The sequence below is a fragment of the Ekhidna sp. genome (genome assembly GCF_965212185.1).
Lineage (GTDB): Bacteria > Bacteroidota > Bacteroidia > Cytophagales > Cyclobacteriaceae > Ekhidna.
On record NZ_OZ243102.1, the window covers coordinates 1672351 to 1687884 of the forward strand.

Annotated in this window: 14 protein-coding genes; 7 read left to right on the forward strand and 7 right to left on the reverse strand. The window is 39.0% G+C overall.

The genetic code is table 11. The features are described from left to right. Positions 1-103 precede the first annotated feature (103 nt). The 4 genes from ACOMC3_RS07315 to ACOMC3_RS07330 form a co-directional block, all read right to left on the reverse strand. Complete coding sequence (locus ACOMC3_RS07315) at positions 104-1390, reverse strand: citrate synthase (protein ID WP_420318880.1); 1287 nt, start codon at positions 1388-1390, stop codon at positions 104-106. 70 nt (positions 1391-1460) lie between these two features. Beyond that, positions 1461-2285 carry a prohibitin family protein gene (locus ACOMC3_RS07320; protein WP_420318881.1) on the reverse strand — a complete coding sequence of 275 codons (825 nt, stop codon included), beginning with the start codon at positions 2283-2285 and terminating at the stop codon, positions 1461-1463. Positions 2286-2349: 64 nt separating this feature from the next. Next, positions 2350-4710, reverse strand: coding sequence for a penicillin acylase family protein (locus ACOMC3_RS07325; protein WP_420318882.1), 2361 nt, complete (start codon positions 4708-4710; stop codon positions 2350-2352). A gap of 59 nt (positions 4711-4769) precedes the next feature. Then, positions 4770-7994 carry a WD40/YVTN/BNR-like repeat-containing protein gene (locus tag ACOMC3_RS07330; protein WP_420318883.1) on the reverse strand — a complete coding sequence of 1075 codons (3225 nt, stop codon included), beginning with the start codon at positions 7992-7994 and terminating at the stop codon, positions 4770-4772. A 140-nt stretch (positions 7995-8134) separates the two neighbouring features. On the opposite strand from ACOMC3_RS07330, the gene ACOMC3_RS07335 reads away from it, so the two are divergent. After that, positions 8135-8548: an OmpA family protein gene (locus ACOMC3_RS07335; protein ID WP_420318884.1), complete on the forward strand. Its 414-nt coding sequence runs from the start codon at positions 8135-8137 to the stop codon at positions 8546-8548. Between the two features lies 1 nt (position 8549). Here ACOMC3_RS07335 and ACOMC3_RS07340 read toward each other — a convergent pair whose 3' ends face one another. Continuing rightward, the gene (locus ACOMC3_RS07340) at positions 8550-9092 is read right to left on the reverse strand and encodes a winged helix-turn-helix domain-containing protein (RefSeq protein WP_420318885.1); all 543 of its coding nucleotides are present in this window, start codon (positions 9090-9092) and stop codon (positions 8550-8552) included. On the opposite strand from ACOMC3_RS07340, the gene ACOMC3_RS07345 reads away from it, so the two are divergent. Further along, positions 9091-9480: a hypothetical protein gene (locus ACOMC3_RS07345; RefSeq protein ID WP_420318886.1), complete on the forward strand. Its 390-nt coding sequence runs from the start codon at positions 9091-9093 to the stop codon at positions 9478-9480. The two genes, ACOMC3_RS07340 and ACOMC3_RS07345, sit on opposite strands and share 2 nt — an antisense overlap. Positions 9481-9483: 3 nt before the next feature. Here the strand turns inward: ACOMC3_RS07345 and ACOMC3_RS07350 are convergent, their stop codons facing one another. Further along, the gene (locus ACOMC3_RS07350; protein ID WP_420318887.1) at positions 9484-10062 is read right to left on the reverse strand and encodes a hypothetical protein; all 579 of its coding nucleotides are present in this window, start codon (positions 10060-10062) and stop codon (positions 9484-9486) included. A gap of 62 nt (positions 10063-10124) precedes the next feature. Here ACOMC3_RS07350 and ACOMC3_RS07355 point away from each other — a divergent pair, with 62 nt between their 5' ends. Beyond that, positions 10125-11198 (forward strand): AI-2E family transporter, encoded by a 1074-nt coding sequence (locus ACOMC3_RS07355; RefSeq protein ID WP_420318888.1) that lies wholly within the window; start codon positions 10125-10127, stop codon positions 11196-11198. A 1-nt stretch (position 11199) separates the two neighbouring features. On the opposite strand, the gene tyrS is transcribed toward ACOMC3_RS07355, so the two are convergent. Further along, entirely contained in the window at positions 11200-12477 is a 1278-nt protein-coding gene (tyrS, locus tag ACOMC3_RS07360) for a tyrosine--tRNA ligase (protein ID WP_420318889.1), read from the reverse strand. 179 nt (positions 12478-12656) lie between these two features. Between tyrS and rimK the strand changes: the two genes are divergently transcribed. The 4 genes from rimK to ACOMC3_RS07380 all read left to right on the forward strand — a co-directional run bounded on the left by rimK (position 12657) and on the right by ACOMC3_RS07380 (position 15517). Further along, positions 12657-13541, forward strand: coding sequence for a 30S ribosomal protein S6--L-glutamate ligase (rimK, locus tag ACOMC3_RS07365; protein WP_420318890.1), 885 nt, complete (start codon positions 12657-12659; stop codon positions 13539-13541). 162 nt (positions 13542-13703) lie between these two features. Beyond that, a complete protein-coding gene (locus tag ACOMC3_RS07370) occupies positions 13704-14543 on the forward strand; it encodes a Ku protein (RefSeq protein WP_420318891.1) in 840 nt (279 codons plus the stop codon). Positions 14544-14546: 3 nt separating this feature from the next. Then, the gene (locus ACOMC3_RS07375) at positions 14547-15155 is read left to right on the forward strand and encodes a tetratricopeptide repeat protein (RefSeq protein WP_420318892.1); all 609 of its coding nucleotides are present in this window, start codon (positions 14547-14549) and stop codon (positions 15153-15155) included. Further along, entirely contained in the window at positions 15152-15517 is a 366-nt protein-coding gene (locus tag ACOMC3_RS07380) for a hypothetical protein (protein ID WP_420318893.1), read from the forward strand. The genes ACOMC3_RS07375 and ACOMC3_RS07380 overlap by 4 nt, the downstream gene beginning before the upstream one ends. Positions 15518-15534: the final 17 nt, after the last annotated feature.

Here is a 15534-nt window from a genome sequence, read left to right on the forward strand (position 1 = left end):
GGTATGGTTTTTTGGATAAGTGGTAGGTTTGGCTGAACGAATGAAAAAACCCTGACTTGAATAATCAAGTCAGGGTTTAAATTTTTAAAGAATTTAGCTTGTATTACCTACCAGCCATATCTACATATTTTCTTTCATTTTGGCCAGTATATACCTGTCTTGGACGACCAATCGGCTCACCATTTTCTCTCATCTCTTTCCATTGTGCAATCCATCCAGGTAGTCTACCTAATGCAAACATCACAGTGAACATATCAGTAGGAATACCTAAAGCTCTGTAGATGATGCCTGAATAGAAGTCAACATTAGGATAAAGCTTTCTTTCAACGAAATACTCATCTCTAAGTGCTTCTTCTTCTAATCCCTTTGCAATGTCCAGAACAGGATCATGAACACCTAATTTCTCCAACACATCATCTGCAGCTTTCTTAATGATTTTGGCTCTCGGATCAAAGTTTTTGTAAACTCTGTGACCAAAGCCCATCAATCTGAAAGGATCATCTTTATCTTTCGCTTTTGCCATCCATTTCTTGGTGTCACCGCCATCAGCCTTAATGTTCTCAAGCATTTCGATTACAGCCTGATTTGCACCCCCATGAAGTGGCCCCCAAAGTGCGTTTATTCCAGCTGAAATGGATGCCCACAAACTTGCTTGAGATGATCCTACGATACGTACTGTTGAAGCGGAACAATTTTGCTCATGATCTGCGTGAAGAATTAAGAGTTTATCAAGCGCTTTGGCAACAACCGGGTCAACCTCATACTCTTCTGCAGGAAGGGCAAACATCATGTTTAGGAAATTTCCACAGTAATCCATCTTGTTATGAGGGTAGATTACTGGATGACCTATTTTCTTCTTGTATGCCCATGCAGCGAAAGTTGGCATCTTTGCAAGCAATCTAATAATACTCAGATCAGTTTCTTCTTTCGATCTGTTTGGATCTAAGCTGCTAGGGTAGAAGGCAGTTTGAGCAGTAATCAAAGATGAAAGCACACCCATCGGATGTGCGACAGATGGAAATCCGTCTAGAATCTTCTTAATATCCTCATTAACCAACGTGTGGTGAGTGATGTCACCAGCAAATTTTTCAAAAGTCTGCTTGTTTGGAAGCTCACCATGAATCAACAGGTAGGCGACTTCCAAGAAAGTAGAATGGTCAGCCAATTGCTCAATAGGGTAACCTCTATAACGTAAGATTCCCTTTTCACCATCAAGAAAAGTAATTGCGCTTTCACATGAACCGGTATTTTTGAATCCCCTGTCTAGGGTGATTACTCCTGATTGTCCTCTGAATGAGCTAATGTCAATGGCTCTTTCGTCTTCAGTACCAACAGTTACCGGTAGTTCAAATGTTTGACCATCAATGGTTATTTGGGCGGTTTTTGACATGTTATTTATTCTTCTTTGCTGACTTAAAAATTTCCACGAAATTAACGATTATATTTCAGATTTTGAAGGGTTAGTTCCCGTTCAGGATTAACGGTAGACCACCGTCACCACCTCCAATTACAATCACTTTAGAATTAGGTGAGTTTGCAATGTTCATAGTGGCCTCAATACCCCTCATTTTTAACAGCTCATCTGTTAAACTGCTATTTATAATTTTGTTAGCTGCTGCTTCTCCTTCTGCTGCAATTCGTTTTCGCTCTGCCTCACTTTTTTCTCTATCAAGTCTAAACTCATAAGCAAGTGCTTCCTGTTCTTGCTTAAGCTTATTTTCGATAGCTGTTTTTATTTGATCAGGTAATTTAATTGAGCGGATGAGCAGACTTTTCATTTCCACTTCATTGCCTTCAGCTCCTAAAACCAGCCTGGTTTCCTCTTTAATTGAAGCTTCTACTTCAGGTCTTTTGGTAGAATAAATTTCTTCTGCTGTATATCGACCCATTACTTGACGCACGGTAGAGCGAGCTTCAGGAATTACCAATCGCTGAATGTAGTCTCCTCTAAAATTTTCCTGAATCGTTCCGATGGCATCATACTTGGGATGAAAACGAATGGTAACATCTACACTGATGCTCAATCCATTTTTGTCTAAAACATCCATTGTTTCTTCAATTTTATTTTCAGAAACTTCATAGATGTAAACCTCGTTCCAAGGTGCTTTTACATTCCATCCGGGACCAATGATATCATCTTTTTCTAATGTACCACTCAATGATCTGAAAAGGACCGCTCGCTCAGAAGCCTCAATTCGGAAGAATACCCTATTGGCTGCAGAAAAAAGAATAATAATCGCAATGATTCCGATTATTAAAAACGGTAAATACTTTCTATTGTCCATATTTTAAGATTAAGGTTGTCGTATACTAAAGACACAAAGGTAACGTGGTAATACTGCCCTCAGTTCAATTCGCCGGGATCATTACCATTTTATTTTCAGATTGTTTAATGATGCTGTGATTCATTATCATTTTTCTAAACTCACCATTAGCAAACATTTCTGCTTGATCTGAATAATGGGGACTGAAATAGTTGCCAGACTGACCTGTTGGAAGAATGCTATAACTGTTGTTTCTCACATCAGAAAAATCAACAATCCTCCGAGTGGACGGTCCAAATAGAATAGTCTGGTATTTGCCTTCATCATAGGTATATCCCATGTTATTCAAAACTTCATTTCCTCCTGAAACGGGAAAGTCACCGATGTTTAAAAATCCAAGTACTTCTCCCATGGCATGGTTGTGACGTAGTGAATGAGCATTTCCCCATTGCCACTTCGTATAATCTTGACCCCATTGATTCGTTAAATCTGCAACTGTAACTTCAAATGCATTCCGGATAATGTCACTTCTGGATTCAATTACATCAGTTGTATCATTATCCCACCATTTGGATTTTTCGTTCTTTATGAGATGCTCTGCGGCAACCTTGTAAGTATGCGTTCTCTTATATATTGGCCACAATTCTTCACCAATTTCATCGTACTGTGCTGCCTTCAGAACCTCATTCACCCATTTCTGGAAAATCAACGGCCTAAAGTCATCTTGGTTAAAATTACCATTCCATTTGAGTAATTCTCGAAGTAAATCTCCTCTATCTGTGTCTTTAATCGCCTGCAGTAAGATCCCTTTTACCTCCACCATCATCATTGATCGATTGTCAAGTAGCATTGATTTTACATCGTCAATTGAAACTGATGAATCTGGGTCTAGCAGTTGCTTAATACGCTCTCCACGATCATCCGGTAGATAATAACCTGAGTACAGAACGCCTTTGACCGTATCTGGTTGATTGTTGGCACTATGAACATAATTCCACGGAGGATTAATGGCATGTGGATTATCACTGAACGAATAGACACTGTCTGCGTCATCTAATCCGGATGCTCCATCATAAAAGGTCTTACTTGTACGCTCATCTCTTCGCTTAATCAATTTCCCAACCGCCCACCAGGCGACATTGCCGGATGAGTCACCATACATGATATTAAGGCCGGGACCGTGAATGATTGAAGCGGCTTTTTCAATCTCTGCAAGGTCACGTCCATGAGTAAGACCATGAACGGCTTCAATCATGTGATTGGGAAAATTAGTTGTTGCCCAAAACATGCTTACAATATCATTCATTGGATCGTCTCTCAAAATGTCCGATACGATTGGTCCATGAGTCGTTTTTCGAATGGTAAAAGAGACGGGTCCTTCGCCTTTTACTTTTATTACTTCCTTTACAGATAAGATTTCTTTCCATTCACCTTTATGCATATATTTTGATGAATCCTCAGGGTGTATTTCTTCGACATAAAAATCCATGTCATCATTTTCGAACATTGTAATGCCTGTGGCATGACGAGTGGAATGCATGAGTAGGGGAAATGGAGCTCCCGGAATATGATACCCATAATATTCTGATGTGGGAGTATTTAAATGAGATTCATACCATACGGATGGTTGACCAAAGGCTATGTGAGGATCATTGGATAGAATCACTTTACCAGTTGCTGACTTTCCAGGCGATATGACCCAGCTGTTACTTCCAATGAATTCTGGCACTCCAATAGATTCGAGTACGGAGATGGTGTTCTTAGCTTGTAATCTGTAACGATCGTCAAAGGATTGTAAAGTAGACTCACCTTTATAGTGATAGATGTTCAAGTCTTGTAAATAGGTAGAATCAAGTTTTTGAGAAAGCTCAGTTAAAACAGGATCAGTAATATGTGCATTTGAAAAACTAAAGGACATGTAAGTGAGTGTTTCAAAAACATTTTGAATTTCAAATGGCTCAACATCTATTCCAAGAATTCGATGTTCTAAAGGCTTGGGATTATTCAATATATAAGAATTGATTCCATCAATATATGCCCTGACGAGTGGAAGAGTTGAATGATTTCTGGAGATATAATCTTTTGCTGACTCTGCTGCATAACTATTTAAGCCCATGGTTCTCAGGAACTTATCATTCTTAATCATATCAGGTCCAAATAGCTCTGAAAGTCTTCCACTTCCTACATGCCTAAGGAGGTCCATTTGCCAAAGTCTTTCTTTGGCATGCACATAACCTAAAGAACGATAGGCATCCTCATCGGACTGAGCATATATGTGTGGTACACCGTAAGCTGTAAAGTAAACTTCTACTTCATTCTGAATACCACCGATAGATATGTCTCCTGAATAAGAAGGGGAAAGGGTGATTTTGATGTAAAAAATGTATCCAGCAACACCTACTAATAGCATCAAGATGAGTAAACCGAAAACTTTTATAATCTTCATTGATTGTAATTTGAGGCAAAATAAAAAAGCCGTCTCTAATAGAGACGGCTTTCAGATTACTATTCTTTTATTTCTTCATAGTCTTTAAATGGGGAGGTGTCCAGATCCTCAACCTCAGATCTGAATTCAGGCCATTTATTACTATAGTAATTGTTGACCATCTCCATTGCTTCTGCAAGGTCTTTTTCAAATTTGTCTATCAACTTTTGCTCTGTGGCTCCAGGAGCATGCAATGCGTTGGCTGTATATCTCCTTGCTGAGAAGTAAGAGTTATTTACACTATTTGGAGTTCCTCTGGTAATTCCCTGTCTGTCATCTTCTTCACCAAGGAATACATCCAGCATACTATTGAGCGTATCTATGGTATTCTTGCAAAGCTCGATTTGATCTTTAAATCCTTCTTTGTCTTTTTCTTTAAGGTCACCCTGAATTCCTTTCACAATATCAAGGCTCTCCTTCAGACGATCTACCGCTTTGACTCCCATGCCATATTTAGACTCTAAGTCCTTCATTGCATTATACTGAGCCCTTATCGCAGCATTAGACATTTCAATTCTTGGATCGTAACGCACCTCAATGTTCGTGGAATCCTTTTGATCACCAAAAGTGAATCTCACTTTATAAGACCCTGGAAGCACGGTTACACCTCCTGGCTCTCTGTCGCCTCTACGATCTCTACGACTCATGAAGTTGGTTCCTTTCTCATCCATGTACCAGTATGTACGATGAATGCCATTTTCTTCTGGAGCTTTTGACTTCAATGTTCTGATTACCTCATCTCCATTAATAATTTCGATTGTGAGTGAATCATAGCTTACTTTTTCTTCTTCCTTTTTTTCTTCGGCAGGTTCTTCTTTCTTTTTATTTTTCTTTCCTTTCTTATCTTCTGAAGCTTCCTCCTTTTTCATTTCCAGTCGGTTAATGGAATAACTAAGCATTGCGCCATACGGTCGATTTTCACCATTGAATAGTGCATCTCCACCAAATCTTGATCCTTTTGGTTGTTGATTTGACGCCACATAAGCTACAGGTGGATCATATACTGCCAATGTTTTATCCAATGTGCCTTTCCCATTCTTCGCAATAGCTCTCAAGGGGCGGATGTCATCCATCACCCAAATAGCTCTTCCAAATGTTCCAATTACCAAGTCATGCTCTTCAGGATGAATGACCAGATCGTAAGCATTGGTTGTAGGAAATCCCTCCGTCCATTTTGTCCAGTTTGATCCAGCATCAATTGAAACATAAAGACCGTCATCTGTTCCTAAGAATAGCAGTCTTGACTCTTCCGGATCTTCAATGATGGAAAGCGAATAACCTACTACATCATTACCATCAACAATGCGTTCCCAGGTTTGACCGTAATCTCTTGTGCGATACGCATATGGTTCGTAATTGAACCTTCTGTAATCATTTGCAACTAATAATGCCTCACCTTCATTTTTGTTTGAAGCTTTAATCTGTGTAATCCAGGTTCCGGCTGGCAGGCCAGGAAGACTGTTTCCAACATTGTTCCAGGTATCTCCTCCGTTTCTGGAGATTTGTACATTACCATCGTCTGTACCAACCCACAATACATCTGAGTTTAGTGGTGATGGTTCTATAACTATGATTGTACAATAGTTTTCGGCACCTGTTGCATCCATGGTTAAGCCACCACTTTCTCCTTGCTTCTGCTTTTCAGGATCATTGGTTGAAAGGTCAGGAGAGATGATCTCCCAGTTTTGCCCATTATCAGTACTCTTATGTACAAATTGACTTCCGAAGTATACAATGGATGGGTTTTGAGGATCTCTAGCCATCCCGACATTCCAATTGAAGCGCAACTCCACATCGCCATCTGGATAGGTAGGCCTTACCGTTTCATTATAACCCGTTTTTCGATCATAGATTGAAGCGAAACCCTGCTGTGCCGTTGAGATTCCATATCTGCTGTCTCTGGGATCTGGTAATACATCAAAACCATCTCCAAAAGAAACCTCCTGCCAATAGTGATTTCTTATACCTTGTGCTTTCCAAACGTATGCAGGTCCTGCCCATGATCCATTATCCTGCATTCCTCCATACACATTGTAAGGCGTTTCATTATCTACAGCAATATGATAGAATTGCCCAACCGGTAGGTTGGCTACAAACCTCCATGTTTCACCTCTGTCTCTGGTGATATTTAATCCACCGTCATTACCATCCATCATGAAGTTGGGATCCTTTGGATGAATATACCAAGCATGGTGATCCGGGTGAACCCCATTATCAACCCCGTACGCTCCCATTAACTGTGTGAATGATTTACCACCATCCACTGACACGTTTACATAGGTGAAAATGCTGTAGACACGATTTTCATTAATAGGATCTACATAAATCTCATGATAGTAAAACGGCCTGTTTCCAATGTCACTATTGTCATTGATTTTACGCCATTTGAAGCCACCATCATCTGATCGATACAATGCATTTTTCTTTGATTCGATCAATGCGTAAACCACATTAGGTCGGGAGGGAGCGATAGCTAAACCGATTCTTCCAAGTTCCCCTTTAGGCAGGCCATCTTCATCTGTTCGTTGTTCCCATGTTTCCCCACCATCATGAGTCACATACAGTCCAGATCCAGGACCACCTGATTTAAAGAACCATGGGTCTCTTTTATGCTCCCACATGGCGGCAATTAGTTTATTTGGATTGGAAGGATCCATGATAAGCTCTGCCACTCCTGACCGGATATTGGTAAATAAAATCTTATTCCATGTTTTTCCGCCATCAGTGGTTTTAAAAACACCACGCTCTTCGTGTTCACCCCATGGAGATCCAATTGCACCTACGTATACCGTATTTGGATCATTGGGATGAATGATGATTCTGTGAATATGCCTTGTTTTTTCAAGGCCCATTTTCTTCCAGGTCTTTCCACCATCCAATGTTCGGTATACTCCATCTCCTCCATTTAACGAGTTTCGTGGGTTGCCTTCACCTGTGCCAACCCAAACGACAGACGGGTTTGATTGTTGAATAGCCACCGCTCCAATGGATGCAGTGGTTTGATCATTGAAGACTGGTTTCCAGTCAATTCCGCCACTGGTTGATTTCCAAACACCACCGGAAGCTGAGCCAACATACATTACATCCGGTTCATCAGTAACAACATCGATTGCTGTGACTCTACCAGACATTCCAGCTGGACCAATATTTCTTGGAGCCATGTTTTTAAATGCTTCCATGTCAAGCTTTTGAGCAAATGCTCCAAAGCTTAATGCTAAAAGCATAGTGAGTAATTTGTACTTCATATCTTTTTAGGTTTCGTTTTAACGACAGCCAGTAATTTAAAAAGGATAGGGGAGACGAAGCATGATGAAATTGATGAATGGCAGATTGATGATATAAAATCACGAAACAAGCTGCCAAGGTCTTCGTTTACTTTTGAAGCGTGCGCTTTCTACTTACCATACTATTAGCAGGTATATCCTTGCTTTCATTTTCTCAAGATCAGCCTCAGGCCTATATTCTTAAGAGCATATACTTTGGAGGTGGGAGCTATTATGTGGAAGGATATCAGTACGAAGAATTGAAACAACTGGTTGATTCGGTTAAGGACATCAGAGACTACACCATTACGATACATAGTCATACAGATAATATTGGCGGTGCAGCCTATAACGAATGGTTATCGGAAATGAGAGGTGATGCAGTCATTGAGAAACTATTATTTCTTGATTTTAAGTCAAACCAAATTGAGAAAAGAGACTTTGGTCAATTTAATCCGGTATTTGATAACAATACATGGGAAGGTAGGCGTAAAAACCGGCGGGTAGATATCATATTCTGGCCGGTGGTGATGTAGTTTAATGATGAAATGGTAAGAATATTTTAATGCCAATCACTCCTAGTATCAACGCCCAATAGTATTTTTTGAAGAAAGAGTGGTTATCGAATACAGACTGGTATTCGGTATGAATGATGTAACCTCGTTTGGGAATGGTAACGATGATATCTTTCCCGATGCTTTTTCTTAGTAACGAAATCGAGTGTGTTAGTAAGTCAGGTCCACTGCTATAATTCCCCCATATATCATTCACAATAGACTCTCTAGTCACTACCTCCCCACGATTTGAAAGTAGAATGTAAAGTATATGACTAAGTCTAGGTTCGAGTGTAATGATTGTTCCTGTTTTTTTATTGAGTATTTGATTTTTGTCTGATTGCAGAGTAAGCTCTTTGGTGATTTTCATGTTATTCAATCTCAATGTTTTCTCAATGTTGATTATTGTCAATAAAACTGACTTGTCAATTAGGTTTGATTGGATAAATAAAAAAAATGTTGCAATGAATATGTTTAAGACACCAACTTCAAAGGTGGCAGTATCAATATTAGCTGTATACCTCATGACATCTCTTCACCATATTTATGGGGCATGGCTTTACGATACTCCATGGCGTAATCACATCGCTTATCAGGGCTTTACTTGGTTACTTATCTCATATGCAATTCTAATTATCCATCATAAATGGAGGAGATATTGGATCAAATGGGTTTTTGTTATCGTTTCGGGATTCTTCTTTGTATTGGCAATAGGTGTGTATGAAGGTTTTTATAATCACCTTCTTAAGAACATCTTATACTTTTCAGGTTTTAGCATAGAAATTCTGTCTCAGATGTATCCACCGCCAAAATATGAATTACCCAATGATTTGATATTTGAAATAACTGGCATAATGACTTTCGCAATATGCATATGGTGCTTCCGCACTATGGTAAATTACCTCAAACGATGAATCCTACTGCTTTGGAGGATTGATCATGATATGCGCTCTATGCGTGCCTGGGTCCATGATCCATGGTGCTCCTGGTGCCGGTGGGCTTAATGGCATTCCCGTACTTTCCTCAGTCGCATAAGGTATGTAAATCACATATCTTGTGTACAGATTATCGATTTCTCCGGTTTCTTCATTTGGTTCACCTGTAGACACATAAAGAGTGGCTTTATCTGGCATTTCCAGAGTTCCTGCATTTACTTCTTCTTCGCGCTTATCAAATACTTCCTTAAAGCTCAATCCCTGTGCTTTTAATTCTCTACCTCTGGTCATAAATGGTTCAAGGCTTTTATGGTAGGCAGCTACACTGAAACCTTCCTTATTTGGATCATCAGCAATACAAACAAAATCATTTGTTCCTTCTTTAATGACAGTTAGTTCACCATTGCTATCATATCCCATGACAGTGGCTGCTTCTCGCTGATGTTCTGGTGCAGCCAAAACCGCTGTTTTTAGCTGATAGTCTTTGTTCGGAATTTCCTGACCTGTGCAACTAAGAAGTAAAAACAAAAGTGTAGAGAGTGAAGTGAGATTTTTCATCATAATTATTTTTGAAACTCAATAAATATAACTGTTTCCTGTATGAATTCAATTATTTTGCGAGCATGAGTTCACAATTTGAAATGGAACGTTCACTTAGGCACATCAAAGTCATTTTAATGATCTTTTTGGGAGTTGCTACTCTCTACTTAATGAGAGAGCTCTCTAATCTACTAGTTCCACTTTTTTTCGCACTGTTCTTTGCAATCCTTTTTCAACCAATAGTTCACTTGTTGGAAAGATTTCTTCCAACCTCTTTGAGTATAGGACTCACCACGTTATTCACTATGACCATCTTTTTCTTTATAGGATTTGGCATTTATAATGTGATTCAAGCCTTAATCGATAACAGCGAGTCAATATTGAATAGTATTTCAAATGACCTCAGACCGTTCATTAATGATTACACTGTTTATCTGGGAATTACGTTTGAGAAAGGAGAGTTAAGGGACCTAATAGTTGAAATGATACAAACTGGCCACTTCTGGTCAGCATCGGAATCATTCATAAATGCGATCAGTGGAATGGCTGCTGAACTTTTAATGACGATTCTTTATTTCGCGGGACTCCTTGGAGCAATAACTCAGTACGACAAAACCATTTCATACATCGTCGGTGATGACAGTCGTGATAAGGTTAAATCACTTAAAATATTCAACCGGATTAAAGATTCAGTGGGATCATATATCAAAGTAAAAACACTTGTGAGTATGATGACAGGAGTCGCAACTGGATTGGTTTGCTGGCTATTCGGAATAGAGTATTCTTTACTTTGGGGATTTCTTGCTTTTGTTCTGAACTACATACCATATATAGGTTCACTTATCGCTATTATCCCACCACTTGTGCTAGGAATCATTGATTCGAGTTCAGTTTCGCAAGTCCTGGTAATTTTTGTTTGCCTAGAGGGAGTGCAGCTGATAATGGGAAATATTATAGAACCTCGACTTATGGGAAACTCTTTCTCAATGAATACTGTCTCTGTACTTTTTGGATTTGTTTTCTGGGCCTTTTTGTGGGGGACCGCAGGGATGCTTTTGGCCGTACCATTGACATTCCTTTTTAAAGTAATCCTTGAAAATATGTCAGATGCCGGAGTACTTGTAAGATTGATGGAGAAGAAGCAGTTAGTTGATTGAGTTACACGACTCGTATTAAATAGTAATTCTTTTTACCTCTCTGAGCTAACAAATATTTATCCTGAAGAAGATCAAATTCCATTAGTTGATCGGGAGCATTTATTTTGGTTTTATTAATGCTAACACCGCCTCCCTGAATCATTTTTCTAGCTTCACCTTTGGACTTGAAGATGATGTTGTTAGTAGTCTCACTTAAGAAAGTAGTTACGTCTTGTCCTTCTAGCTGATCTTTTTTAATCTCACTTTGAGGCACACCTTCAAATACTTGCAGTAAAGTCTTTTCGTCAAGGCTTACAAGATCTTCTGTAGTTGATTTTCCAAATAGAATAGTGCTCGCCTTAATAGCTGTTTCCAAATCTTTTTTTGAATGAACTCTTTCTGTGAGTTCTTCAGCTAATGAACGCTGCAATAAACGCTGATGAGGGGCTTCTTTGTGCTCTGAAATTTGATTTTCAATTTCTTCTCGTTCCTTAAGACTGAAGATTTTTATGTATTTCTCTACATCTTCATCAGAAGAATTGATCCAGTATTGGTAGAATTTATATGGAGAAGTTTTTTCAGCATCTAACCAGATATTACCACCTTCTGACTTGCCAAATTTTGATCCATCAGCTTTGGTAATCAAAGGAGTAGTCATAGCAAATGCTTCACCCTGCTCTTTCCTTCTTATTAGCTCAGTCCCTGTTACAATATTGCCCCATTGGTCTGATCCACCTAGCTGAAGTTTAGCATTTTTATGCTTCCATAAATAGTAGAAATCGTATCCCTGAACAAGTTGGTATGAAAACTCGGTGAATGACAGGCCAGTTTCTAATCTGGACTTCACAGAATCTTTGGCCATCATATAGTTGACCGTAATGTGTTTACCTACATCTCTGATGAAGTCAAGAAAGCTAAACTCCTTGAACCAATCATAGTTATTGACTACTTCTGCTGCATTATCTCCATCGAAATCCAGAAAGTTTTCAAGCTGCTTTTTAACGCATGAGAGGTTATGATTTAAGGTATTTTCATCAAGTAGATTTCTTTCAGAAGATTTACCAGATGGATCACCGACCATGCCTGTAGCACCACCGACCAGTGCAATTGGCTTATGTCCGCATTTTTGAAAATGAACCAATGTCATGATTTGAACCATATTGCCAATATGAAGCGAATCGGCAGTAGGGTCGAATCCAATATAAGCGGCAGTCATGCCTTTATTAAGTTCTTCCTGTGTACCCGGCATGATATCATGTACCATACCTCTCCATTTTAGCTCTTCTACAAAATCCTCCATTGAATTGGTTTAAATAAGGTCGCAAAAATAGGAGGGTTGTTTGTTTGCATCAACTAAATGCTCCTTTATATCCATTTTTAAATGTTTTAATTTAAAGTTGATATCAATCATAGGGTTTTGATTTGCATGACCCCATATATTTGTCATTAACCAAATTAAGAACCCTTAAAAACGACAGAATGCGAATTGCAGTATTATCTCGAAATCCTAATCTATACTCCACAAAGAGACTTGTAGAGGCAGGAGAACAAAAAGGCCATGAAATGCTGGTAATTGATCATTCCAGATGCAATATTGAGATTGAAAAGAAAAAACCCAAGATATATTTCAAGGGAGAACACATACAAGATGTGCACGCCATCATTCCACGAATTGGTGCCTCTGTGACGTTTTTTGGGACCGCAGTGGTGCGTCAATTTGAAATGATGGGAGTTTTTTCAACTACAGAATCTGTGGCACTCGTTAGATCAAGAGATAAGCTAAGAAGTCTTCAGATTTTATCAAGGGCTGGCTTAGGATTACCAAAAACTGTTTTCACAAATTATTCCAAAGATGTAAGTACGCCAATAAATGCAGTAGGTGGAGCTCCATGTGTTATAAAATTACTTGAAGGTACGCAGGGACTTGGGGTGGTGCTTGCTGAAACACAGAAAGCAGCTGAGTCTGTTTTGGAAGCTTTTAATGGCTTGCAAGCTCGAGTAATAGTTCAGGAATTCATTAAAGAAGCTGGTGGAGCAGATATTCGTGTATTTGTCATTGGGGATCAGGTAGTAGGAGCCATGAAACGTCAAGGTAAAGAAGGGGAGTTTAGATCTAACCTACATCGAGGAGGGTCAGCTGAGATTATCAAGCTTACTGATGCTGAAGAACGTGCTGCTTTAAAGGCGGCAAAAGCCATGGGATTAGGAGTCGCTGGAGTGGATATGCTGCAATCCAGTAGAGGCCCTTTGATTCTGGAAGTCAACTCCTCTCCAGGTCTCGAAGGTATTGAGGCAGCTACTGAAAAGGACATTGCAGGCGAGATCATTAAATATATCGAACGGAATGCTGATTATGAAGATTGATAGGTAACATATTGATTTAGAGGGTTTTATATAATGTCAGATCATATTAAATTCAATTGATTTATCAATCATAAAAATCTAATTATCAATAAGTTATAGTGCTTTACTTTGATTAAAAGTTAAAGATTTTTAATTTTCTGCCTAAATCAGTAAATTCATACAATGCGGGCAATCTGGAAAGGACATATTCGATTTTCAATGGTAACCATTCCGATAAGGATTTACAATGCCATTGACACAGCTCAGAAAGTACAGTTTAACCTTCTTTCTAAGGAAACAAATAATCCTGTTAAGTACGAAAAGCGTGATAAAGTCACAGGTGATGTGCTTCGTCAAGAGGACATTGTAAAAGGTTATCAATATGAACCTGGTCAGTTTGTGATTATCGAGCCTGAAGATTTTGAGAAGGTAAAGCTTAAGAGTACTAAGGTGATTGAGATTGAGGGTTTTGTCGATGCGAGTGAAGTACATGAAACACTTTTTGATTCACCGTATTTTGCCGGTCCTGATGGTGATGTTGCCAGTAAAACCTACGCACTACTCAGTCAAGCACTTCGGGAGTCAGGAAAAGTAGGCGTTGGAAAGGTTGTTTTAAGAGACAGGGAAAGTGCTGTGTTATTGACGCCCCATGATCGCGGGATTATGATCCATAAGCTTCGATATCCAAATGAAGTCAGAAGTATAAAAGATGTACCAAATGTCAGAATAGAGGAGGAAGCGGATGAAGAACAATTGAAGCTTGCCAATATGCTGATTAAGTCCATGACCAAGAAGTTTAAAAAAATTGAACTTGAGGATAAGTATAATGAGGCCCTTCGTGAAATGATCGATAATAAGATCAAGGGCAATGAAATTGTCTCTTATATAGAAGAAGAACCAGAAGTAGTTGACATAATGACTGCTTTAAAAGCCAGCATTGAGCAGGCTAAGGATACCAAAAAGCCTATGAAAAAGGCAGATAAAAAAGAAGAAGAGAAAGAAGTAAAAAGGAAAGCAAGTTAAGCTGTGACAAAAGTTGTACAATTTCCGGTTAATCCTCCACAGAAGCTGGGGCCTAAAAAGGCTCGCAGAAGGAGAAGACCTAACCTGGAAGACTATGGGCAACTAAACATTTTTGATCAGCTACCTGATGCACCCATTGTTTCATTGCCTAAAGCAGGTTCATTTTTTGAAGAAGCACTCGAGCTCGACGAATCAGGTAAGGAAGAAGCAGAACGATACTATTTGCTTGCAATCGAGAACAATCAGTCGGTTGAAGATTCCTATTGTAATCTAGGCATTATGAAGTCAGGACAAGGCGATCTGAGTAAAGCCATTGATTACCTCACCCAATGCTTGAAAAAGAATCCGAGACACTTTGAGGCACATTATAACCTTGGGAATGTATATTCTGATTTAGGCAATATTGAATTAGCGAAAGTTCATTATGAACTTTCAACTCAGATAGAACCAGATTATCCAAATAGTTACTATAATCTCGGATTAGTCCTAATTTCATTGAAAAAGTATAAAGAAGCTATCCATAGCATCAATAAATTCGTTGAACTAGCTCCAAGCTCTGAACATCGGGTAGCCAATGAGCTAATTAAGACCTTAAACGCAATAGCCAAATGACCAAAGACAAACACCCAGTACTCAGTGAGCATTTTGAAAGGTTGAAAGAGCTCATGCCGGAAGTATATGCTAAGCACTTCAGAGAAGAGAGAGAAACAAAGAACCAAAAACTTTTTCGGATGTTAAAACATTCTTTGGGTGTAATTGAAGCAGTATATCTTCAGAATAACGACAACTTCTCATTGTCAAAAGCGGAAGAATACAGTAAAATTATAGATGAATTGAAAGACCTAGGTTATAGCTACTCTGGTCAACCAGAGCTGATGAACATGGCTGCTAAATTCATGATCATGAAAGCTAAGAAGCCTATGGAGAAAGCTGGGAGTAAAAAGAATGATAAGCAGGATCGTCAGGCAATGTAATTTTCTTTGATCATTAA

Excerpts from the sequence above, each read along its gene's own strand:
- ACOMC3_RS07315 (WP_420318880.1), bottom strand. The coding sequence starts at position 1,390 with ATGTCAAAAACCGCCCAAATAACCATTGATGGTCAAACATTTGAACTA.
- ACOMC3_RS07320 (WP_420318881.1), bottom strand. The coding sequence starts at position 2,285 with ATGGACAATAGAAAGTATTTACCGTTTTTAATAATCGGAATCATTGCG.
- ACOMC3_RS07325 (WP_420318882.1), bottom strand. The coding sequence starts at position 4,710 with ATGAAGATTATAAAAGTTTTCGGTTTACTCATCTTGATGCTATTAGTA.
- ACOMC3_RS07330 (WP_420318883.1), bottom strand. The coding sequence starts at position 7,994 with ATGAAGTACAAATTACTCACTATGCTTTTAGCATTAAGCTTTGGAGCA.
- ACOMC3_RS07345 (WP_420318886.1), top strand. The coding sequence starts at position 9,091 with ATGACATCTCTTCACCATATTTATGGGGCATGGCTTTACGATACTCCA.
- ACOMC3_RS07340 (WP_420318885.1), bottom strand. The coding sequence starts at position 9,092 with ATGAGGTATACAGCTAATATTGATACTGCCACCTTTGAAGTTGGTGTC.
- ACOMC3_RS07350 (WP_420318887.1), bottom strand. The coding sequence starts at position 10,062 with ATGATGAAAAATCTCACTTCACTCTCTACACTTTTGTTTTTACTTCTT.
- ACOMC3_RS07355 (WP_420318888.1), top strand. The coding sequence starts at position 10,125 with ATGAGTTCACAATTTGAAATGGAACGTTCACTTAGGCACATCAAAGTC.
- tyrS (WP_420318889.1), bottom strand. The coding sequence starts at position 12,477 with ATGGAGGATTTTGTAGAAGAGCTAAAATGGAGAGGTATGGTACATGAT.
- rimK (WP_420318890.1), top strand. The coding sequence starts at position 12,657 with ATGCGAATTGCAGTATTATCTCGAAATCCTAATCTATACTCCACAAAG.
- ACOMC3_RS07370 (WP_420318891.1), top strand. The coding sequence starts at position 13,704 with ATGCGGGCAATCTGGAAAGGACATATTCGATTTTCAATGGTAACCATT.
- ACOMC3_RS07380 (WP_420318893.1), top strand. The coding sequence starts at position 15,152 with ATGACCAAAGACAAACACCCAGTACTCAGTGAGCATTTTGAAAGGTTG.